This window comes from Salegentibacter echinorum (genome assembly GCF_900129445.1).
GTDB classification, from domain to species: Bacteria; Bacteroidota; Bacteroidia; order Flavobacteriales; family Flavobacteriaceae; genus Salegentibacter; species Salegentibacter echinorum.
Genome location: NZ_FQVT01000004.1, coordinates 74,242 through 93,201 on the forward strand (window position 1 = coordinate 74,242; position 18,960 = coordinate 93,201).

Below are 18,960 nucleotides of genomic sequence, written 5' to 3' on the forward strand. Positions count from 1 at the left end.
TTAAGACTCAAAAGGTAAAAACTAAAAAGAATTTCTATCTTTAAGAATGAAAAATACTTTTGTAACCCTGGCCAGGTATCAATATTCCTCTGAAGCACAAATTGTAAAGGGGAAATTACAGTCCGAAGGAATTCCGGTTTTTCTTGTAGATCAGGTTTTAATAGATACAGACCCTTTAGTAAGTCAGGCGATTGGGGGAATAAAATTAGACGTACGACAGGAAGATGCTGCCAGGGCTAGTGCTATTTTGGAAGACATCCAAAACTACTCGATTGACGATGCCGGTAATAGCCTTGTTTGTCCCAATTGTAATAGTGATGAGGTTAAAGTTTATACCCACATAAGGGATATGCGATCTTTCCTGCCGTTTTTATTTTCTTTCTTAACCTTTACGCTTCCTATTCATACCAGCTACGATTACCATTGTGAAAACTGCGGAGAAAATTTTAATTTAGACCGGGATTAAAAGCATGGTCTGAAGATATAAAGTGTTGTGAATTGAATCTATTCATTCAGCATAATTAAGATTTTTTCCTTCAAACCTTTATCGATCCATATTCCTTTATTTTGCATTTCTTCCAAAAGTGGTAAAACATTATTTATTAATTTCATCTTTTTTGCTTTGATTAAAACACCAATAGTTCCGGTAACTATTAAACCTGCGTTTTTTGCGAATTTTCTGCCTAGAATTTCATCAATTATCACTAAATCAGCTCTAATTTCCCTGGCAAGAATAATAACTTCAGCTTCCCCAGAATCTAAATAGTTTAAGTTAGTAACTGCATTTTTGTTTTTTATTTCCATAACCTTAATCCAGTCGAGTTTAGAAATATCAGTATAATAGTCTTTATTTTTACCTCTTTCTATTTCTTTAAAAACTGCTTCGGGAATAATAATAGATTGGTAAGCTTTATGCAAAATTTCCAATTCATTAATTTTTAATAATGAAATGATCGGGGTAGTATCAGATATTATATCAGGCATTGGAAATTTCGTCATTTAGTTCCTTTTCATTCTGAAAATTAAAAATAGAAACTTGATATTTACCAATTAACTCTAGAAATTCAATGCGATTAATTCCTAAAACTTTTGAAGCCTTTCCAGATGAAACCTTCCCTAATTCATAGAGTTTTACCAAGGATACAATTTTCATCTCATTCTCAAATTCCTTTTTTGCTAGTTTTAAGGAAGAAGCCAGTGACCTGGGATAAGTGATGGATATGTTTTTTTCCATAATACTTTTTAATAAAATTACAATTTTTAAAATATAAAGTTACTTATATCCGGTAAAAACAAGATTAATTAACAAAATTTCTCTTATAGGAATCTCTCAAGGGGATTTCATAATATTCCTCTTGCTATTTGATATCTTCAAAAAAAGTTAGTTGAGAAATATTATTTCTGAAAAACAGAAGTTTTCAGTTAATTACAGCTTAGTCTTTTTTCTTACAGCAAAGCGTCCCTATAATATCGGATTGGCTCTATAAGCGGACGATAGTGATTCTTTATTAATGGTTAGCTGTTGTAAAGCAATGTCAAAACTACAAGAGATCGTGAACTTTTCGCGGTAAAACTTCCCTTTACCGTCTAGTTTTCATTAATTTTGAAGATAAAGATTTGTTGGTAATAACTTTCAGTATAACCGAAATAATTAAAGAGTTTCTTAATAGCAGGATAGTTCCGGGAAGTCTTTAAAATGTTGAAATGTTTTTACCGTTTTTATTTAAATTCCTATAATTTTGAAATTAGTATTAGAGGATATTCCACGAGTAAAGAGCCTTTCAAAGGAAGCGTTCCAGGAAGACTATTTTATCCCCGAAAAACCAGTGGTTTTTGAAAATCTTTCCAAAGATTGGCCTGCGGTTCAAAAATGGGATTTTGATTACTTTGGAGAAAAAGCGGGTGAGGTGGTAGTCCCACTCTACGACGGAAAACCTGCCAAAGCAAACGAAAACTCCCATGGTCCTGTGATGAAGGTGCCTATGAAAGAGTATATTGATATGCTAGAAAAAGGCCCTACAGATTTAAGAATGTTCTTCTTTAACTTGCTTCAAAACTGCCCCGAATTAATTAACGATTTTGAATATCCAGATTTGGGCGTGAAATTCTTTAAAAAACTTCCGGTTTTATTTGTTGGCGGTGAGGGCAGTAGTGTGGTGATGCATTATGATATGGACCTGGCCAACAACTTTCACTTTAATTTTGTTGGCAAAAAGCGGGTGATTTTATATCCACCTTCCCAAACAAAATATTTATATCACGTTCCTCATTCTATTGTGAGTATGGAAGTTATAAATATGGATAATCCTAATTTCGAAAAATATCCGGCACTGGCAAAAGCCCGGGGGTTTGAAACCTATCTGGGACACGGAGAAGCACTCTACATCCCCAGTAAATGGTGGCATTACATAAAATATGAGTCAGCCAGCCTGTCCATGACTTTAAGATCGTTACCAAAAAAGCCGGGAAGGATAGTCGAGGTGCTCAAAAACCTTTTGCTTACACGTAACTATGACAATTTAATGCGAAAAATAAAGGGACAGGACTGGATAGATTATAAAAACGAAAAAGCGGTGAGAGACACACATAAAAATGCGGGAATTTAATCATGAAAACGAAGAATAAATTACAATTGGCGCCAATTCCAAGGTTGGAGAATATCTCGAAAGAAGATTTTAAGGAGAATTATGTGAAGCCACAAAAGCCGGTTGTGATAAAGCATTTGGTAGATGATTGGCCGGCTACGCAAAAGTGGGATTTGGATTATATAAAAAAACTTGCTGGAGATAAAGTGGTGCCTCTTTATGACGACAGGCCTATTACTTCAAAGCAAAAGTTTAACGAACCACACACTAAAATGAAGATGGCCCAGTACATAGATTTGCTGGAAGCTGGTCCTACCAATTATCGTATATTCCTCTATCATTTACTAAAAGAAGTTCCAGAATTACAGAAGGATTTTGACTTTCCAGATCTCGGGATCCGGTTTTTAAAACAACTACCAACCTTATTCTTTGGAGGTGAAAATGCGAAAGTCTTTATGCATTACGATATCGATTATGCCAATATTATGCACTTTCATTTCCACGGAAAAAAGCAATGTATTATTTATCCGCCTTCAGAAAGTAAATACTTATACAAAGTGCCGCACGCGTTAATTTCCCGCGAAGACATCGATTTTAATAACCCCGATTTTGAAAAATTTCCGGCACTAAAAAATGCAAAAGGTTTTATAACCGAGCTTAATCACGGAGAAGCGCTGTATATGCCAGAAGGTTATTGGCACCAAATGACCTACCTAACGCCGGGGTTTTCAATGAGCCTTAGGGCAACGCCGCGTAATCTCACCAATTTTTCCAAAGCAGTTTATAACCTGGTGGTGATGCGCAATTTCGATAATTTTATGCGTAAATGGAAAGGACAAAAGTGGATAGATTATAAAAATGAGCGGGCTGTAAAAGCCACACATAAAAAGAATAATATTCAGGTTTAACTTAGAGATAAAGCCCTTTTGGCGTTAGGATTTATAGTTTTAAAATATAGAACATTAAACTAAAAACTTTCTTTGTATCCCAATGGGCGAGGATGGAAGTTGGAAGCGTAAAAAAGTTGCCACTAATACACGAATTTTTTTATTATTAGTAAATGCCAGACTTGTTTAATGCCATGAGAGGAAAGCTCAAAGATGTACCAAGTTGCTTTGGTATTTTTTAGTGTCGTGGAGTCTTCGTAACAATGAATATGGTTCTATAAAGCTATGATTTTAAAACCTCATTTACAACATCATAAACCAATGCGCTTTCATAACCCCGGCGCAGCAGGAATTCTATTAATTTGCGCTTTTTCTTGTAGGGGTTCGGTTCTTTAAGCTGTTCCAATTTCTTTTCGGCAATATCATAAAGCGTTGCAATATATTTTTGCTTATCAATTTCAGTAAGACCTAACTTAATAATAGGCGCGGAAACCTCCTTAGATTTAAGCTCTTGTGTAATCTTTATTTTTCCCCATTTTTTTATCCTGAACTTTCCTCGCACAAAGCTTCGGGCAAAACGCTCTTCATTTAAAAAATCTTCCTGCATGAGCTGAATGATAATTTGCTCCTTAGCTGCGGGAATCATACGCAGTTCGGTTAGCTTTTCTTCAACTTCTTTGTGGCATCTATCCCTGTAAGCGCAATATTGCATTAATTTTACAGTAGCTTCTTTTACACTATAAGATTTTTGGTTTTCCTTCAAAGCTAAATTTGATTATAACACAAGTTTGCCAACGTGTCGTCTAAAAATAGTGAAAACTTGCGGGCTTGATTGCACGCAGAACCATAATACCCTGTAAGCAGCGAACACAAACTTTCTATGGGAAACTGATTTAGCGTGTTTATTTCATCGATAGCTCTCTCAGTGTTTTTTTACCTTTCCTAATCTGCTATTATCCCAGGTTTTTTAATAAAGTGTTAGCCTTGTTCACATCAGATTCCCTTACTTTTAGACGTATTGTGCTTGGAGTTCCTCCAATGAACCCGCCAATATTCCCCGACTGGAAATCATTCTGAATAATGGATGGAATTTCTTCTCCCTCCAAAAGGTCTTTTATTCGGAGTACCTCGATTTCGGTTCCAGAATAAAAGTTGATGTAATTGTTTGATCCGCTCATTTCATTAAGGGTTTAACAGGAATATTTGTGTCAACGTAAAGTGTCTTTAAATTTTACAACTCAAAAACCTCTTTTATTTTATCTACGTAATCCAGTTTTTCCCAGGTAAATAATTCCACTTCCTTTTTAACTTCCCCAGAGTAAGGGCTTTTAAAAATCTTTGTAACAGTTCTCGGGTCTTTACCCATATGGCCATATGCCGCTGTCTCACGGTAGATAGGATTCCTAAGTTTTAAGCGTTCCTCAATCGCAGCGGGGCGCATATCAAAGATTTCGGTAACCTTTTTGGCGATCTCTCCGTCTTTCAGTTTTACGTTAGAAGTGCCGTTGGTTTCCACTGAAATTGAAGTGGGTTCTACCACGCCAATCGCATAAGAAACCTGCACCAGTACCTCATCGGCAAGTCCTGCAGCTACAAGGTTTTTTGCAATATGCCTGGAGGCATAAGCGGCAGATCTATCTACTTTACTTGGGTCTTTTCCAGAGAAAGCTCCTCCGCCGTGGGCGCCTTTTCCGCCGTAGGTATCAACAATAATTTTTCTTCCCGTAAGCCCCGCGTCCCCATGGGGGCCGCCAATTACAAATTTTCCGGTTGGGTTGATATGAAAAGTGATATCGTCATTAAATAATTTCTGAACGTATTCCGGGAATTGATCTTTAACCCGAGGAATAAGAATCTCTTCAACGTCTTTTCTAATTTGTTTCAGCATAACCTCATCATCCTCATCAAATTCGTCATGCTGGGTAGAGACAACAATGGCTACGATCTTTTGCGGTACATTTTCATCGCTGTATTCAATGGTTACCTGGCTTTTAGAGTCTGGTCTTAGATAAGGGATTTCTTTACCTTCCCGTCTCAATTTGGCCAATTCTATTAAAATCTTGTGAGAAATATCTAAAGCCAGGGGCATATAGTTTTCGGTCTCATTAGTGGCGTAGCCAAACATCATGCCCTGGTCGCCGGCTCCCTGTTCCTGTTTCTCCTTTTTATCTACTCCCTGGTAAATATCATCAGATTGTTCGTGGATTAAAGAGATCACGCCACAGGAATCCCCACTAAATTTATAAGCTCCTTTAGTGTAGCCTATGTCATTTATTACCTCGCGGGCAATGTGTTGTACATCTATATAGGTGTCACTACGCACCTCCCCGGCAAGTACTACCTGGCCGGTAGTTACAAGGGTTTCACAGGCAACTTTAGAGTTAGTGTCAAACGCAAGAAAATTATCGAGTAGTGTATCGCTTATTTGATCGGCGATTTTATCTGGGTGTCCTTCAGAAACACTTTCTGAAGTAAATAAGTAAGCCATATTTTAAATTATAATTGATTTAAAAATACGGGCTGAATTTGACGGGAAAAGCAAAGCTGAAGTTATTACTGCTTTAGCATTTTTAATACGCATTTATGCATATTTCAGGGTTGCAATCAGTCAAATCCTTCCCTTAAATAATTCATTTGCAAATGTATGAAAATAAGCAGAACCCAAACTTGCTTTAACGTTATTTTTTATTTTGATAAGGTTGGCTAGCTTCTCTAGAGAGATAGTTGGGATTAGATTCAAAATGCGACCAGGTTTTTTATAGCTGTTGGACAAAAATTAAAGCCTGTTGTTAGTAAGCTGAAGAATATGAAGCTGCAAAGAATACATAATTCTCATTAAGAAGGCTGTTTGAGTATTAAAATGCAAATAAAATGATTTCAAATAAAATTATTCGTAAAAATGCACTTCCGGTTTGGATATTAAAAAAATCTACCCTTATCTTTGTGTCAAACAAAACGAAAAATGTACCAGGTAATTAACAATATGATGCGAATGATGATGTGGATGACTTCCGCAGCGCGCTCTATTGCTTAATCCTGAAACGATATAAATTGCAAAAAGCCGCTGCCTACCGCAGCGGTTTTTTTATGAGTAAAAGTTAAAAGTAGATTTTTATAGAGAAAATCTAAAGTGAAATAAAATCGAGTAAGATTTAAAAATTAAAAATTAAAAATTAAAAAATGAAAAATATAATGGCAATGCAAAATATGATGATGCGCAACACTATGATGATGTGTATGCAAATGACGCGCTATTGCCAAAACAGGATCTAACTTACTTTGTTTAGAGTTTGATTTTAAGTCCCCTTGGTAATAGCTACTTAAGGGGACTTTTTTATTTAGCAAATTTTCACTTTCGCAAATGCGGAAATCAAAAAAAAAGAATCAAGCTTCTTTAAAATAGAAGCAAAACTTAAAAAAAATAGAAATTATGAGTAAGCCAAATTTTTCAACAGATGCCCTTCACGCCGGTCACGATTTTAACGCCCACGCCGGCACCCGTGCGGTACCATTATACCTCACCACTTCTTATGTTTTTAAGAATGCCGATCACGCCGCAAATGTGTTTTCCCTGGCCGAGCCCGGTTATATTTACACGCGCTTAAACAATCCTACCAACGATATTTTAGAACAACGTCTCGCAGCTTTAGAAAAAGGAATAGGTGCAGTAGTTACTGCCTCGGGAATGGCTGCCATAAATACCACATTGTTAACGCTATTAAAAGCCGGTGATCATATTGTGGCTTCTAACAGTTTATACGGTGGTACTTACAACCTGCTTAATGTAACCCTGCCCAGGTTTGGAATTACTACAACTTTTGTAAACCCCGAAAATCCTGAGAATTTCAAAAAAGCTGCAAAGGAAAATACCCGCGCTTTTTTCGTAGAATCACTTGGGAACCCCAAGCTGGATGTGCTAGACCTTAAAGCGATTTCTGCGGAAGCCAAAGCCTTTAAAGTACCTTTTATTGTTGACAATACCGTAGCGACCCCGGCATTATTGAAGCCAATAGAACACGGGGCAGATATTGTTATAGAATCCCTTACTAAGTATATTAATGGAAACGGTACTGCCCTGGGAGGAGCTATTATTGACGCCGGTAATTTCGACTGGGCTAATGGCAAGTTCCCGGAGTTCACCGAACCCTCTCCCGGTTACCACGGCCTGATATATCACGATGCATTAAAAGAAGCAGCTTTTATTGCAAAAGTGAGGGTAGAAGGCTTAAGAGATCACGGCGCAGCTTTAAGTCCGTTTAATGCTTTTCAAATTATACAGGGGCTGGAAACTTTAAGTGTACGGGTAAAACAACACAGTGAGAACGCCCTGGAGCTGGCAGAATGGCTTGAACAGCAGGAGCAGGTGAAGTGGGTTAATTACCCCGGTTTAAAAAGTAGTAAATACAATAGCCTGGCGCAGGAATATCTTCCTAAAGGCCAAAGTGGGATTGTAACCTTTGGACTGGAAGGTGGCTTTGAGTCGGCGAAAACGGTTGCCGATGAAACTAAAATCTTTTCCTTACTGGCCAATATTGGTGACACCAAATCGCTAATAATCCATCCCGCCAGTACTACCCACCAACAATTAGATGAACAACAACAGGCATCTACCGGCGTAACCCAGGATCTGGTTAGGCTTTCTGTGGGACTGGAGGATATTGAAGATTTAAAAGATGATCTTAAAGAAGCATTTAAAAGTATTAAAAATCTAAAAACTGTTTAAAAAAATGGGACTTACAAATATAAATATATCGGCAAATGCAAAGCCAAATGAGCAATTGGTTGTAAATGCACAAAATTTTGAAATTAGAATTGGGGAAAACCGGGAAAATGCAGACCTGGATGCACCCTGTCCTGTTGAGTATATCCTAGCCGGCCTCGCGGGTTGCCTAAACATAGTTGGTGGGATAGTTGCCAAAGAACTCAATATTGAAATTGAATCATTAAAGATTTCGATATCGGGAGATTTAAATACAGATAAATACCTTGGTTTGGGATCTAAAGAACGTGCCGGTTTTCAGAAAATCGAGGTTAATGTGCAACCCGTTTCAAACGCTTCCAGTGAAGCGATAAATGAGTGGATAGAGATTGTTGAAAGTAGATGTCCTGTTCAGGATAATCTTTTAAATGCAACGCCAATCTCCCTTAAACTTGGGCGCCAACCAAAAGAACCTGCATTAGCGTAAAGCTTTGCCGGGTCTTATTCGTTTTGTGAAAATAAATAGGAAAAGAAAAGGATTTTTTTCCGGTTGTTATAGCAGGCGATTATCACACTAATTGCCTGCTAAAAACAACTTCCAAAAAATAATAAAATGCTTCAGGAACTCTATATTACAAACTTTAAAAACGCTGCGGGAACGGTACAGGATATCTCTTTAAGTTTTCAGCAATTTGGAAGGGATCCCCATGATGCGCCGGTGGTTTTAGTGAACCACGCTCTTACCGGAAACTCACAGGTTACCGGGAAACTCGGTTGGTGGTCTAACCTGGTAGGGCCTAAAAAAGCCATTAATACCAAAGAATTTAGTATTCTGGCTTTTAATATTCCGGGAAATGGTTTTAACGGAAAAAAAGAGAATCTAATAGATAATTACAAAGAATTTACTTTAGGTGATATTGCGAGGATACAGGCCCTGGCTTTAGAAAAACTTAAAATAGAAAAATTGTTCGCTATTATTGGTGGATCTATTGGCGGTGCCCTGGCCTGGGAATTGGCTGCTTTAAAACCAGAGCTTGCTACTCATATTATCCCAATCGCGACAGATTATAAGGCTACAGACTGGGTTCTGGCTAATTGCCAGGTGCAGGCGCAAATTTTAAATAACTCTACCACGCCGGTGAAAGATGCCAGGATGCACGCAATGACTTTTTATCGCACCCCACAGTCGTTAAGTAAGAAATTTAACAGGACTAAGGAAGATGTTAAGCCCTGCTATAAAGTTGAAGGCTGGTTACAATATCACGGGGATAAGTTAGAAGAACGTTTTCAATTGGCTTCCTACAAATTTATGAACCACCTTTTAACGACAATCGATATTAGCAAAGGCAGCGGGAAATACCTGGAAACTGCAAAGAAAATTGAAGGGGATATCCATATAGTTACTGTAAATTCAGACTGGTTTTTCCTGGCAGATGAAAACTGGGATACTTATGTAAACTTATCTTTAATAAAAGAGAATGTGAGTATTCATGAAATACGTTCTATTCACGGGCACGATGCCTTTTTAATAGAAGCTTCGCAGCTGGCCAGGTTTTTAAAGCCAATTTTTATAAACAATAATAACAATACTAAAGCAAATGAATCCGGTCTAAAGCTGGGAGCAAAAAGTTTTAATCGCGGGGCAATAGCCTAGGGTTTAATTCCCCGGGGCTGGCCTCGAAATATAAGATTTTTTCCGGAAGCATACCTTGTATCCTGGTTCGAGGTTGTTGTTTAAACAGGTTTCTGTAAATAGTTTTGTTACAAATTCCCAAATTTGGGGTTAAATTTTAAATTAATGAAGAAAGTAAACATCATCTTGTTTGGAATAGGTAATGTAGGTAGTACCTTAATTGAGCAATTATTTGACACAAAAAAACAATGGGAGGAACATTTTGGAGCTTCTATAAATATCCCGGTAATCGCAAATTCTACGAAGGCTCTATTTAAAGCTGAAGGAATTAATGAAAACTGGGAAAAGGATTTCAAAAAATCTGCCGAAGCTTACAAACTGGAAGATATCCTGGACTTTACCAAAGAAAATGATTTTGAGCATCTCATCGCTATAGATGCTACAGCGAGTAAAGAGTTTGTAGAGATCTACATTCGGTTGGTGCAAAATGGCTTTAGCCTTGTGGCTGCCAATAAAGTGGCGAATACATTATCGGCCGATTTTTATAAGAAATTACGCAAAGAATTGGAGTATCACGGCAAACATTTTCTTTATGAAACAAATGTTGGCGCCGGTTTACCTATTGTACAAACTATACAGGGATTGCACCAGGCAGGAGAAAAAATCACTAAAGTACGCGGGGTTTTCTCTGGTTCTTTAAGCTATATTTTCAATACTTTTTCTACCAATAAAGAGCGTTTTTCTGAAGTTCTGCAGAAAGCCGATAAGCTGGGTTACACCGAGCCAGACCCACGGGAAGATCTTTCGGGAAATGATGTGGGAAGAAAACTTTTAATTTTGGCCCGGGAGCTTCAGCTGGAAAAAGAATTTGAAGAAGTGGAGATCCAATCGCTTATTCCAGAGCACTTAAACGGGGAGACTTCCGCAGAAGAATTTCAGGAGAATTTAGGGGATTTGGATGAAATATTCCAACAGCGAAAAAAAGATCAGGATACAGATCACGTGCTGCGTTATATTGGCGAAATAGAAGTGAAAAAGGCGGCTTTGGAAGCCAAATTAATTTCAGAGCCAAAGAATACTGCACTGGGACAAATTAAAGGCGCCGATAATATTTTTGAAATTTATACTGAATCTTATGGTGACCAGCCGCTGGTAATCCAGGGAGCGGGCGCCGGCGCAGCTGTGACGGCAAGAGGCGTGGTAAGTGATGTATTGAAAATCGCACAACAACTATAAAATTTAGAAAATCAATGCATTTTGAAACCGAAGCCATAAGAACACAAAGTGAACGCACCCAGTTCCAGGAGCATTCTACGCCCTTATTTTTAACATCCAGCTATGTTTTTGAGGATGCCGAAGAGATGAGGGCTTCATTTTCTGAAGAAAAAGAACGTAATATTTACAGCCGCTTTACAAATCCCAATACTTCAGAATTTGTTGAAAAGATGGCAAAGATGGAAGGTGCGCAGGCCGGTTTTGCTTTTGCTACAGGAATGAGTGCGGTGTTTTCTACCCTGGCAGCTCTTTTAAATAGTGATGATCATATCATTTCTGCACGTTCTATTTTTGGATCTACCCATAGCTTGTTTACTAAGTTTTTTCCTAAATGGAATATCTCACACGACTATTTTAAGGTAGATGAGGTCGATAAGATTGAAAGCTTAATTACGCCAAAAACAAAGATTATTTTTGCTGAAACCCCAACGAATCCCGGGGTAGATGTATTGGATTTGGAGCGGCTGGGAGAAATTGCTAAAAAACATCAACTTATTTTGATTATAGATAATTGTTTCGCTACGCCTTGGTTGCAAAATCCTATAAAATTTGGTGCAGATTTAGTGATTCATTCGGCTACAAAATTAATCGATGGGCAGGGCAGGGTGCTTGGCGGCGTTACCGTGGGGAATGCAGAATTAATTAGGGAGATTTACCTGTTTTCAAGAAATACCGGGCCGGCTTTGTCGCCGTTTAATGCCTGGGTTTTATCCAAGAGTCTGGAGACTTTGCCGGTGCGATTAGACAAGCATTGTGATAATGCTTTAAAAGTTGCAGAGTTTCTGGAAACCGAACCGAATGCTGAAAATATAAAATATCCTTTTTTAAAGTCGCATCCACAATATAAAATTGCTAAAAAACAAATGAAAAAAGGTGGGAATGTGGTTTCATTTGAAATTAAAGGTGGAATTGAAGCAGGCAGAAAGTTTATAAATGCGATAAAGCTTTGCTCGAGATCGGCTAACCTGGGAGATACCCGCAGTATAGTGACGCATCCTGCTTCGACAACCCACGGCAGGCTTAGTGAAGAAGATAGGTTGGAGGCCGGGATCAAACCGGGTTTAGTGAGAGTTTCGGTAGGGCTGGAGCACGTAGATGATATTATTGCAGATTTACAGCAGGCTTTAAAATTAATTTGAGTGAGAGAATTGTAGCGATCCCGGTTTTGATATAATTGCGGTGAGAATGTATTTTAAAATGCTGAAAAGTCAAACTTTAAGTATATTCGCTGTATGCTTTCAAAAAAGACTAAATACGGAATTAAAGCCCTGGCGTTTATTGCCAGGAAAAAAGATAGAAAACCAGTACAGACTTCAGAAATTGCTAAAAGTGAGAATATTTCTCAAAAGTTTTTGGAGAGTATTTTATTAGAATTGAGAAAATCTGGATTTCTAGGCTCTAAAAAAGGAAAAGGTGGAGGATATTATCTTATACAAGAGCCCGAAGATATCGGTATGACAGCGGTGATAAGGGTGCTGGAAGGACCAATAGCGATGGTACCTTGTGTGAGTCTTAATTACTATGAAAAGTGTGACGACTGTCCCGATGAAAAAGCCTGCTCTGTAAATAAGTTGATGGTGCAGGTTAGAGATAGTACTTTAAAAGTGCTGGGCGATAACACTTTAGCCGATGTTGCTGCTACAAAATAAGCCAGCGGGAAAGATGTTAAATTTATAAATTAACCTAAAAATTAATTGGTGTACTAAAAAAACAAAATTACTTTTGAGTCTAATTCCTAGTAAACCTATAGGTTAATAGAATTAAATAGAATAATAATGATATTGGATCACCTAAAAACGAAAAGCACTTATAAAAAGGACCGCACTTCAGAAAAACCACTGCGCAGTATTTTAAAAACGGTGAGTTGGAGAATTATAGGGACTATAGATACTGTTGTGATATCGTGGGTGCTTACCGGGCAAATTGAAACTGCGCTAGCCATTGGTTCGGTAGAATTGGTGACTAAAATGATCCTGTATTTTGCGCACGAGCGGGTTTGGAATTTAATTCCTTTTGGAAAATAAAAATTATCCATTTAAGAAAACTAGAAAAATGAAACGATATAACGAGAAAGAGTTAAAGGTTTTAAATCAGCAATTTAAAGGGATTACTCCGGCAGAAATTGTACAGTGGGTGATATCTAATGCGGCAAAGCCAGTGGTAACCACAAATTTTAGACCTTATGAAGCGGCACTTCTGCACGCGGTTTCAGAAATAGATGAGGCTATAAAAGTAATTTGGTGTGACACCGGTTATAATACCCCGCAAACCTATAAACACGCCAGGCAGTTGATTGATCAGTTAGGTTTAAATGTAAAACTTTACACCCCAAAGCAAACGGCTGCCTACCGGGATGCACTATTTGGAGGTATCCCAGATATTAATAATCCGCAACACGAAGAGTTTACGAGACAGGTAAAACTAGAACCTTTTCAACGTGCCATGCGTCAACAAGATCCCGATGTTTGGTTTACCAACCTAAGAAAGGGGCAGACCAATTTTAGGGATAGCATAGATATTTTAAGCTATAGCAAAGACGGTATTTTAAAAGTGAGTCCATTTTATCACTGGAGTGATGAGAAATTGGATAAATACCTGGAGCAGTACAGCTTACCCAACGAGTTTAAATATTTTGATCCTACCAAAGTATTAGATAATAGAGAATGTGGTTTACACGCATAAATTAAAGATATATGAATTCAATTTTAAATCAAAATTCACTTGAAAGCGAGGCGATTTATATCCTTCGGGAAGTAGTGGCACAATTTGACAATCCTGTCTTATTATTTTCGGGAGGGAAAGATTCTATTAGCCTGGTAAGGTTGGCTCAAAAAGCTTTTTATCCGGCAAAAATTCCTTTTCCTCTTATGCATATAGACACGGGACATAATTTTCCAGAAACTATCAAGTTTCGGGATCAGCTTGTTGAAGAGCTGGGGTTGCGACTTATTGTTCGCAGCGTTCAGGATGATATAGATCGAGGTATTTCTGTGGAGGAAAAAGGAAAATACTCCAGCAGGAATTTACTTCAAACCAATACACTATTAAATGCTATAGACGAATTTAAGTTTGATGCTTGCATTGGGGGAGCACGCCGCGATGAGGAAAAGGCAAGGGCAAAAGAGCGAATTTTTTCCATAAGAAATGATTTTGGAGAGTGGGATGAAAAGAATCAACGTCCGGAAGTTTTTGATATGCTAAATGGAAAGATAGATATAGGACAGAATGTTAGGGTGTTTCCAATTTCAAACTGGACCGAATTAGATGTTTGGGAGTACATAAAACGGGAAAATATTGAGATACCTTCAATTTATTTTGCCCATGATAGGGAGGTTTTCGAAAGGGATGGATTGATATGGACCGCTTCTAAATATGTGTATAAAGATGAAGATGAAATTACAAAAACCAAAAGGGTGAGATTTCGAACTGTGGGGGATATTAGTTGTACCGCTGCTGTAGAATCCAATGCAGATTCCATCGAGAAAATAATTGAAGAGATAAGGGATTCAGCAATATCAGAACGCGGTGCCAGGATAGATGATAAAAGATCTGAAGCCGCAATGGAAACCAGAAAACAACAAGGTTATTTCTAAAAAAAAATTGATATGGAAGTTTTAAAAATAGCAACAGCAGGCAGTGTAGATGATGGTAAAAGCACTTTAATAGGAAGACTGCTTTACGATACTAAATCATTAACTTTAGATAAAATTGAAGCCATAGATAGGCTAAGCAAAAAGAATGGTCTGGATTATTTAGACTTCTCTTTGGCAACAGATGGCCTGGTAGCCGAAAGAGAGCAGGGAATTACCATAGATGTCGCCCATATTTACTTTTCTACCCCAAAAAAAAGCTACATAATTGCAGATACCCCGGGACATATTGAATATACCCGAAACATGGTGACGGGAGCATCTACCTCTCAAGCCTCTATTATTCTCATAGATGCGAGAAAGGGAGTAATTGAACAAACCTATAGGCATTTTTATATCAATAATTTGTTGAGGGTTAAAGAGGTGATTGTGGCTATTAACAAGATGGATCTTGTTAACTATTCCGAAGAGGTTTTTAATAACATTATTCAGGATTTTGAGGAATTGAAGGCCAGGAGTGATTTTAAAGATCAGAAGCTTACTTTCATACCGGTAAGTGCATTATGGGGAGAAAATATTGCTGAAAAATCTAATGCGATGTCATGGTACGATGGTCAAACCATTCTTGAACATTTAGAAGATCTAAAAACAGAAGATTTTGTAGAGCAAACCCAGGCAAGATTTCCGGTGCAAACAGTAGTTAGACCAAAAACCGACGAATTTCACGATTATCGAGGCTACGCCGGGAAAATTAGTGGAAACAGTTTTCATATTGGTGATGAGGTAACTGTACTGCCTTCCGGGACTAAATCTACAATAAAAGAAATTCATTTCTTCAACGAATCCTTTAAGGAAGCTCCTGCAGGAAGCTCGGTAACCATTAGTCTTACAGACGATATTAATGTCGCCAGGGGAGATATGTTAGTGAAAACTTCAGAAGTTCCCAATGAAAAGAAATTACTGGATGCCACCGTTTGCTGGATGGATAACAAACCGCTAATCCCAGGTGCAAAATATGTAATACAGCACAATACTAATAGCGTTCTTGCAAAGATTGATAAGGTTGAAGGAAATGTAAATACAAATCCAGAAGTAGTAAGCCAGGAACCTAATCTTAAATTGAATGATATTGGCAATGTAAGGCTAAAATTAAGCAAATGTATTTTTGCTGATAGTTATAATTCAAATCGCGCCAACGGAAGATTTATTTTAGTAGATACCCAAACCAACACCACTGCCGGAGTAGGTTTTATTAAATAGTTTAGATAAAAATGAAAATAATAATGATGAACATTTTGTCTTACATGCGTATGTGTTATTTATCTAACACTTAAAAGTCCATTTTATAAATTCAATTATAAAAGCCCTTTTAAGAAATTTCTAAAAAGGGCTTTTTTTTAAATCATAAATATTATGCAAAGCTTTAGAACTGAATTGGAAAACCCAATTGTAGAAGAAGAAATCCTGGAACTGGAAAAAAGGATTAGAGCTTTTAAAGAAGGAAAAGAAAGCGACGACAAATTTAAGAGCCTACGGTTGGCACGAGGCGTTTACGGTCAACGCCAGGCCGGGGTGCAAATGGTGCGCATAAAATTGCCGTTTGGAAGGGTAACTTCAGAGCAGCTTCATAAAATATGCAATGTATCTGATGAGTATTCGCGGGGACGGTTGCACATTACCACCCGCCAGGATATTCAAATACATCACGTGAGTTTGGAACGAACCCCGCAACTGTGGGAAGAACTTGCTAAAGACGATGTGACAATAAGGGAAGCCTGCGGCAACACGGTAAGAAATGTAACCGCTTCTCCTACCGCTGGGATAGATGTGAACGAACCATTTGATGTTTCGGCCTATGCCCGGGCTACTTTTCAGTTTTTTCTAAGAAATCCCATTTGCCAGGAAATGGGCAGGAAATTTAAAATTTCCTTTTCTTCTTCTGAAGAGGATACAGCGCTAAGTTATATTCACGATTTAGGTTTTATTGCTAAGCTAAAAGATGGAAAACGCGGCTTTAAAGTGGTTTTGGGTGGCGGACTCGGCTCGCAACCAAGACACGCCGATGAGCTTTATGATTTTATAGAAGCCAAAAAAATAATTGAATTAATAGAAGGGGTAATAAGGGTTTTTGATCGTTATGGAGAACGTTCTAAGCGTATGAAAGCAAGAATGAAATTCCTTATCAAAGAAATTGGGAAAGATGCTTTTATGAAATTGGTGGAAGAGCAGAAAACAGCCCTTTCGGGGGTAGTGCCAAAATTTGAAACCGAAAAATATGAAGCTGCACCGCCTCTGCAGGATGTGACGGTACCCGCAGTGAAAATAGATGACGACGAAGCATTTAAAACCTGGAAAAGCACTAATGTAATTCCGCAAAAACAGCAAGGCTTGTTTGCTATTGGAATTAGGGTTTCCCTGGGCGATTTTTACACCCCCGAAGCTAGAAAGTTGGCCGATTTAATTAAAAAATATGCAGGGAATGAGATGCGGTTTACCCTGCGCCAGGATATTCTCTTGCGCCATGTGCGGGAAGAATTTCTGCCTTTTTTTTATACCGAGCTTAAAAAACTGGGATTTGCAGAAGCCGGTTATAATAAAACCGTAGATATTACCGCCTGCCCGGGTACCGATACCTGTAATTTGGGAATTGCAAGTAGCACCGGGATTGCCGCTGTTTTAGAAGATCTCTTAAAAGAGGAATATCCGCATTTTGTAAATGGACGGGACATTACCATAAAAATAAGCGGTTGTATGAATGCCTGTGGCCAGCATAATATGGCCGAAATTGGTTTTCAGGGAATGACAGTGAAATCGGGCAAGAGCGTGGCGCCTGCACTTCAAGTCTTGTTGGGTGGCGGACAATTTGGAGACGGAAAAGGACGCTTTGCCGACAAAGTAATAAAAATACCCAGTAAACGTGGCCCCCATGCGTTTAGGAGATTGCTTAACGATTTTGAAAAGGAGTCTGGAGAAGGTGAACGTTTTACCGAATATTACGAAAGACAGGGCAAAACTTATTTTTACGATTTATTAAAGGACCTGTCCGATACTTCTAAGTTAAGTCAGGATGAATTTATAGACTGGGGACACGATGCGCCTTATATAAAAGCTATTGGGGTTGGCGAATGTGCCGGTGTGGTAATAGATCTTATCGCAACATTGCTTTTTGAAAGTGAAGAAAAGATAGATAATGCCAAAACAGCCTTGCAAAGAAAATCCTGGGCAGACAGTATTTACCATTCCTACACTTCTATTGTGAATTCAGCCAAGGCTTTATTGTTGGCCGAAGATGTAAAGACCAATACACAGGCCGGAATCATTTCTCAGTTCGACGAGTTATTTGTGCAAACCGGTAAAATAGAATTATCAACTTCCTTTAAAGAATTTGCTTATCAAATGAACGAAAATGAACCCGGCGAAACTTTCGCAAACAAATATTTAGAAGACGCGCATTTATTTTTGAAAAGGGTAGATGCTTATAGAACAAAGGAGGTACAGGATGCTTAATATTCCAAAATTAAGCGTAGTAGGCGCAGGGCCTGGAGACCCGGAATTGATCACGATTAAAGCACTAAATACTTTAAAAGATGCCAAAGTGGTGCTTTATGATGCGCTTATTAATCGCGAATTACTAGAATACGCGCCTCAAGCCGAGCATATTTTTGTTGGAAAACGAAAGGATAAACACAGGTATTCCCAGGATGAGATCAACAAACTTATCGTGAAATATGCTTTGGAAAGAGGTCACGTGGTAAGATTAAAAGGTGGTGATCCTTTTGTCTTCGGAAGGGGTTCTGAAGAGTTAGCTTTTGCTAAACGCAAAGGTTTGGAAACCGCAGTAATCTCGGGGATTACTTCTTCAATTGCAGTACCGGCAAATGTTGGAATTCCGCTTACGCAACGAGGAGTTTCAGAAAGTTTCTGGGTAATCACGGGAACTACTTCACGACGTAAATTGTCTAATGATGTTAAGCTGGCTGCACAGTCAACCGCAACGGTGGTAATCCTCATGGGAATGGGAAAACTGGGAGAGATTGTAAAGGTTTTTAACCACTTCGGAAAGGAAAATATTCCGGTAGGCATTATTCAAAATGGCACTACCGATAATGAGAAGTCGGGTTTTGGAACGATTAAAAGTATAGAAAAAGTAGTTGCTGAAAAACAACTTACCGCGCCGTCAATTATCGTTATTGGCGAAGTAGTTCGGGAAAGCGGAAAATTAGAGGCGGTAATGCAGAACGCAATTCAGGAATCAGTAATTATAAATTCCCCCTTTGGGGGCTAGGGGTGG

The 18,960-nt window shown here is 38.3% G+C and carries 20 protein-coding genes; 15 read left to right on the forward strand and 5 right to left on the reverse strand.

Going from position 1 to position 18,960, the window contains the following annotated elements; genetic code table 11:
- Positions 1-46: 46 nt before the first annotated feature.
- Positions 47-466, forward strand: a complete 420-nt coding sequence (locus tag BUA71_RS08185; protein WP_072878556.1) for a putative signal transducing protein — start codon at positions 47-49, stop codon at positions 464-466.
- Between the two features lie 38 nt (positions 467-504).
- Here the strand turns inward: BUA71_RS08185 and BUA71_RS08190 are convergent, their stop codons facing one another.
- Complete coding sequence (locus tag BUA71_RS08190; protein ID WP_072878558.1) at positions 505-984, reverse strand: PIN domain-containing protein; 480 nt, start codon at positions 982-984, stop codon at positions 505-507.
- On the reverse strand, positions 977-1,234 hold the full coding sequence (locus BUA71_RS08195) for a UPF0175 family protein (protein WP_072878559.1): 258 nt from the start codon (positions 1,232-1,234) through the stop codon (positions 977-979). Before BUA71_RS08195 ends, BUA71_RS08190 begins: the two co-directional genes overlap by 8 nt.
- A gap of 505 nt (positions 1,235-1,739) precedes the next feature.
- On the opposite strand from BUA71_RS08195, the gene BUA71_RS08200 reads away from it, so the two are divergent.
- Entirely contained in the window at positions 1,740-2,606 is an 867-nt protein-coding gene (locus BUA71_RS08200; protein WP_072878560.1) for a cupin-like domain-containing protein, read from the forward strand.
- A 2-nt stretch (positions 2,607-2,608) separates the two neighbouring features.
- The gene (locus BUA71_RS08205; RefSeq protein WP_072878562.1) at positions 2,609-3,493 is read left to right on the forward strand and encodes a cupin-like domain-containing protein; all 885 of its coding nucleotides are present in this window, start codon (positions 2,609-2,611) and stop codon (positions 3,491-3,493) included.
- A 262-nt stretch (positions 3,494-3,755) separates the two neighbouring features.
- On the opposite strand, the gene BUA71_RS08210 is transcribed toward BUA71_RS08205, so the two are convergent.
- The 3 genes from BUA71_RS08210 to metK form a co-directional block, all read right to left on the reverse strand.
- Positions 3,756-4,235 (reverse strand): regulatory protein RecX, encoded by a 480-nt coding sequence (locus BUA71_RS08210; protein ID WP_072878563.1) that lies wholly within the window; start codon positions 4,233-4,235, stop codon positions 3,756-3,758.
- Between the two features lie 190 nt (positions 4,236-4,425).
- Positions 4,426-4,650, reverse strand: coding sequence for a putative signal transducing protein (locus BUA71_RS08215; protein ID WP_072878564.1), 225 nt, complete (start codon positions 4,648-4,650; stop codon positions 4,426-4,428).
- 53 nt (positions 4,651-4,703) lie between these two features.
- Positions 4,704-5,960, reverse strand: a complete 1,257-nt coding sequence (metK, locus tag BUA71_RS08220; RefSeq protein ID WP_072878567.1) for a methionine adenosyltransferase — start codon at positions 5,958-5,960, stop codon at positions 4,704-4,706.
- Positions 5,961-6,902: 942 nt separating this feature from the next.
- On the opposite strand from metK, the gene BUA71_RS08225 reads away from it, so the two are divergent.
- The 12 genes from BUA71_RS08225 (at position 6,903) to cobA (ending at position 18,954) form a co-directional block, all read left to right on the forward strand.
- Positions 6,903-8,195: an O-acetylhomoserine aminocarboxypropyltransferase/cysteine synthase family protein gene (locus BUA71_RS08225; RefSeq protein ID WP_072878569.1), complete on the forward strand. Its 1,293-nt coding sequence runs from the start codon at positions 6,903-6,905 to the stop codon at positions 8,193-8,195.
- A 4-nt stretch (positions 8,196-8,199) separates the two neighbouring features.
- A complete protein-coding gene (locus tag BUA71_RS08230; RefSeq protein WP_072878571.1) occupies positions 8,200-8,658 on the forward strand; it encodes an OsmC family protein in 459 nt (152 codons plus the stop codon).
- Positions 8,659-8,784: 126 nt separating this feature from the next.
- A complete protein-coding gene (locus BUA71_RS08235; protein ID WP_072878573.1) occupies positions 8,785-9,825 on the forward strand; it encodes an alpha/beta fold hydrolase in 1,041 nt (346 codons plus the stop codon).
- Between the two features lie 144 nt (positions 9,826-9,969).
- Positions 9,970-11,040 carry a homoserine dehydrogenase family protein gene (locus BUA71_RS08240; RefSeq protein ID WP_072878577.1) on the forward strand — a complete coding sequence of 357 codons (1,071 nt, stop codon included), beginning with the start codon at positions 9,970-9,972 and terminating at the stop codon, positions 11,038-11,040.
- A gap of 14 nt (positions 11,041-11,054) precedes the next feature.
- Positions 11,055-12,218: a trans-sulfuration enzyme family protein gene (locus BUA71_RS08245; RefSeq protein ID WP_072878579.1), complete on the forward strand. Its 1,164-nt coding sequence runs from the start codon at positions 11,055-11,057 to the stop codon at positions 12,216-12,218.
- Positions 12,219-12,311: 93 nt separating this feature from the next.
- On the forward strand, positions 12,312-12,728 hold the full coding sequence (locus BUA71_RS08250; protein WP_072878581.1) for an RrF2 family transcriptional regulator: 417 nt from the start codon (positions 12,312-12,314) through the stop codon (positions 12,726-12,728).
- Between the two features lie 126 nt (positions 12,729-12,854).
- Positions 12,855-13,103, forward strand: a complete 249-nt coding sequence (locus BUA71_RS08255) for a DUF2061 domain-containing protein (RefSeq protein ID WP_072878583.1) — start codon at positions 12,855-12,857, stop codon at positions 13,101-13,103.
- 28 nt (positions 13,104-13,131) lie between these two features.
- A complete protein-coding gene (locus BUA71_RS08260) occupies positions 13,132-13,761 on the forward strand; it encodes a phosphoadenosine phosphosulfate reductase domain-containing protein (protein WP_072878585.1) in 630 nt (209 codons plus the stop codon).
- Between the two features lie 11 nt (positions 13,762-13,772).
- Entirely contained in the window at positions 13,773-14,672 is a 900-nt protein-coding gene (cysD, locus tag BUA71_RS08265; RefSeq protein ID WP_072878587.1) for a sulfate adenylyltransferase subunit CysD, read from the forward strand.
- A 12-nt stretch (positions 14,673-14,684) separates the two neighbouring features.
- Positions 14,685-15,929: a sulfate adenylyltransferase subunit 1 gene (locus BUA71_RS08270; RefSeq protein ID WP_072878588.1), complete on the forward strand. Its 1,245-nt coding sequence runs from the start codon at positions 14,685-14,687 to the stop codon at positions 15,927-15,929.
- 153 nt (positions 15,930-16,082) lie between these two features.
- Complete coding sequence (locus tag BUA71_RS08275; protein WP_072878590.1) at positions 16,083-18,176, forward strand: HEPN domain-containing protein; 2,094 nt, start codon at positions 16,083-16,085, stop codon at positions 18,174-18,176.
- On the forward strand, positions 18,142-18,954 hold the full coding sequence (cobA, locus tag BUA71_RS08280) for a uroporphyrinogen-III C-methyltransferase (RefSeq protein ID WP_245812556.1): 813 nt from the start codon (positions 18,142-18,144) through the stop codon (positions 18,952-18,954). The genes BUA71_RS08275 and cobA overlap by 35 nt, the downstream gene beginning before the upstream one ends.
- Positions 18,955-18,960 lie beyond the last annotated feature (6 nt).

Coding starts and splice junctions, on each gene's coding strand:
- BUA71_RS08275 (WP_072878590.1), top strand. CDS start 16,083: ATGCAAAGCTTTAGAACTGAATTGGAAAACCCAATTGTAGAAGAAGAA.
- BUA71_RS08185 (WP_072878556.1), top strand. CDS start 47: ATGAAAAATACTTTTGTAACCCTGGCCAGGTATCAATATTCCTCTGAA.
- metK (WP_072878567.1), bottom strand. CDS start 5,960: ATGGCTTACTTATTTACTTCAGAAAGTGTTTCTGAAGGACACCCAGAT.
- BUA71_RS08245 (WP_072878579.1), top strand. CDS start 11,055: ATGCATTTTGAAACCGAAGCCATAAGAACACAAAGTGAACGCACCCAG.
- BUA71_RS08260 (WP_072878585.1), top strand. CDS start 13,132: ATGAAACGATATAACGAGAAAGAGTTAAAGGTTTTAAATCAGCAATTT.
- BUA71_RS08240 (WP_072878577.1), top strand. CDS start 9,970: ATGAAGAAAGTAAACATCATCTTGTTTGGAATAGGTAATGTAGGTAGT.
- cobA (WP_245812556.1), top strand. CDS start 18,142: ATGCTTATAGAACAAAGGAGGTACAGGATGCTTAATATTCCAAAATTA.
- BUA71_RS08195 (WP_072878559.1), bottom strand. CDS start 1,234: ATGGAAAAAAACATATCCATCACTTATCCCAGGTCACTGGCTTCTTCC.
- BUA71_RS08225 (WP_072878569.1), top strand. CDS start 6,903: ATGAGTAAGCCAAATTTTTCAACAGATGCCCTTCACGCCGGTCACGAT.
- BUA71_RS08190 (WP_072878558.1), bottom strand. CDS start 984: ATGCCTGATATAATATCTGATACTACCCCGATCATTTCATTATTAAAA.
- BUA71_RS08215 (WP_072878564.1), bottom strand. CDS start 4,650: ATGAGCGGATCAAACAATTACATCAACTTTTATTCTGGAACCGAAATC.
- BUA71_RS08270 (WP_072878588.1), top strand. CDS start 14,685: ATGGAAGTTTTAAAAATAGCAACAGCAGGCAGTGTAGATGATGGTAAA.
- BUA71_RS08255 (WP_072878583.1), top strand. CDS start 12,855: ATGATATTGGATCACCTAAAAACGAAAAGCACTTATAAAAAGGACCGC.
- cysD (WP_072878587.1), top strand. CDS start 13,773: ATGAATTCAATTTTAAATCAAAATTCACTTGAAAGCGAGGCGATTTAT.
- BUA71_RS08250 (WP_072878581.1), top strand. CDS start 12,312: ATGCTTTCAAAAAAGACTAAATACGGAATTAAAGCCCTGGCGTTTATT.
- BUA71_RS08205 (WP_072878562.1), top strand. CDS start 2,609: ATGAAAACGAAGAATAAATTACAATTGGCGCCAATTCCAAGGTTGGAG.
- BUA71_RS08235 (WP_072878573.1), top strand. CDS start 8,785: ATGCTTCAGGAACTCTATATTACAAACTTTAAAAACGCTGCGGGAACG.
- BUA71_RS08230 (WP_072878571.1), top strand. CDS start 8,200: ATGGGACTTACAAATATAAATATATCGGCAAATGCAAAGCCAAATGAG.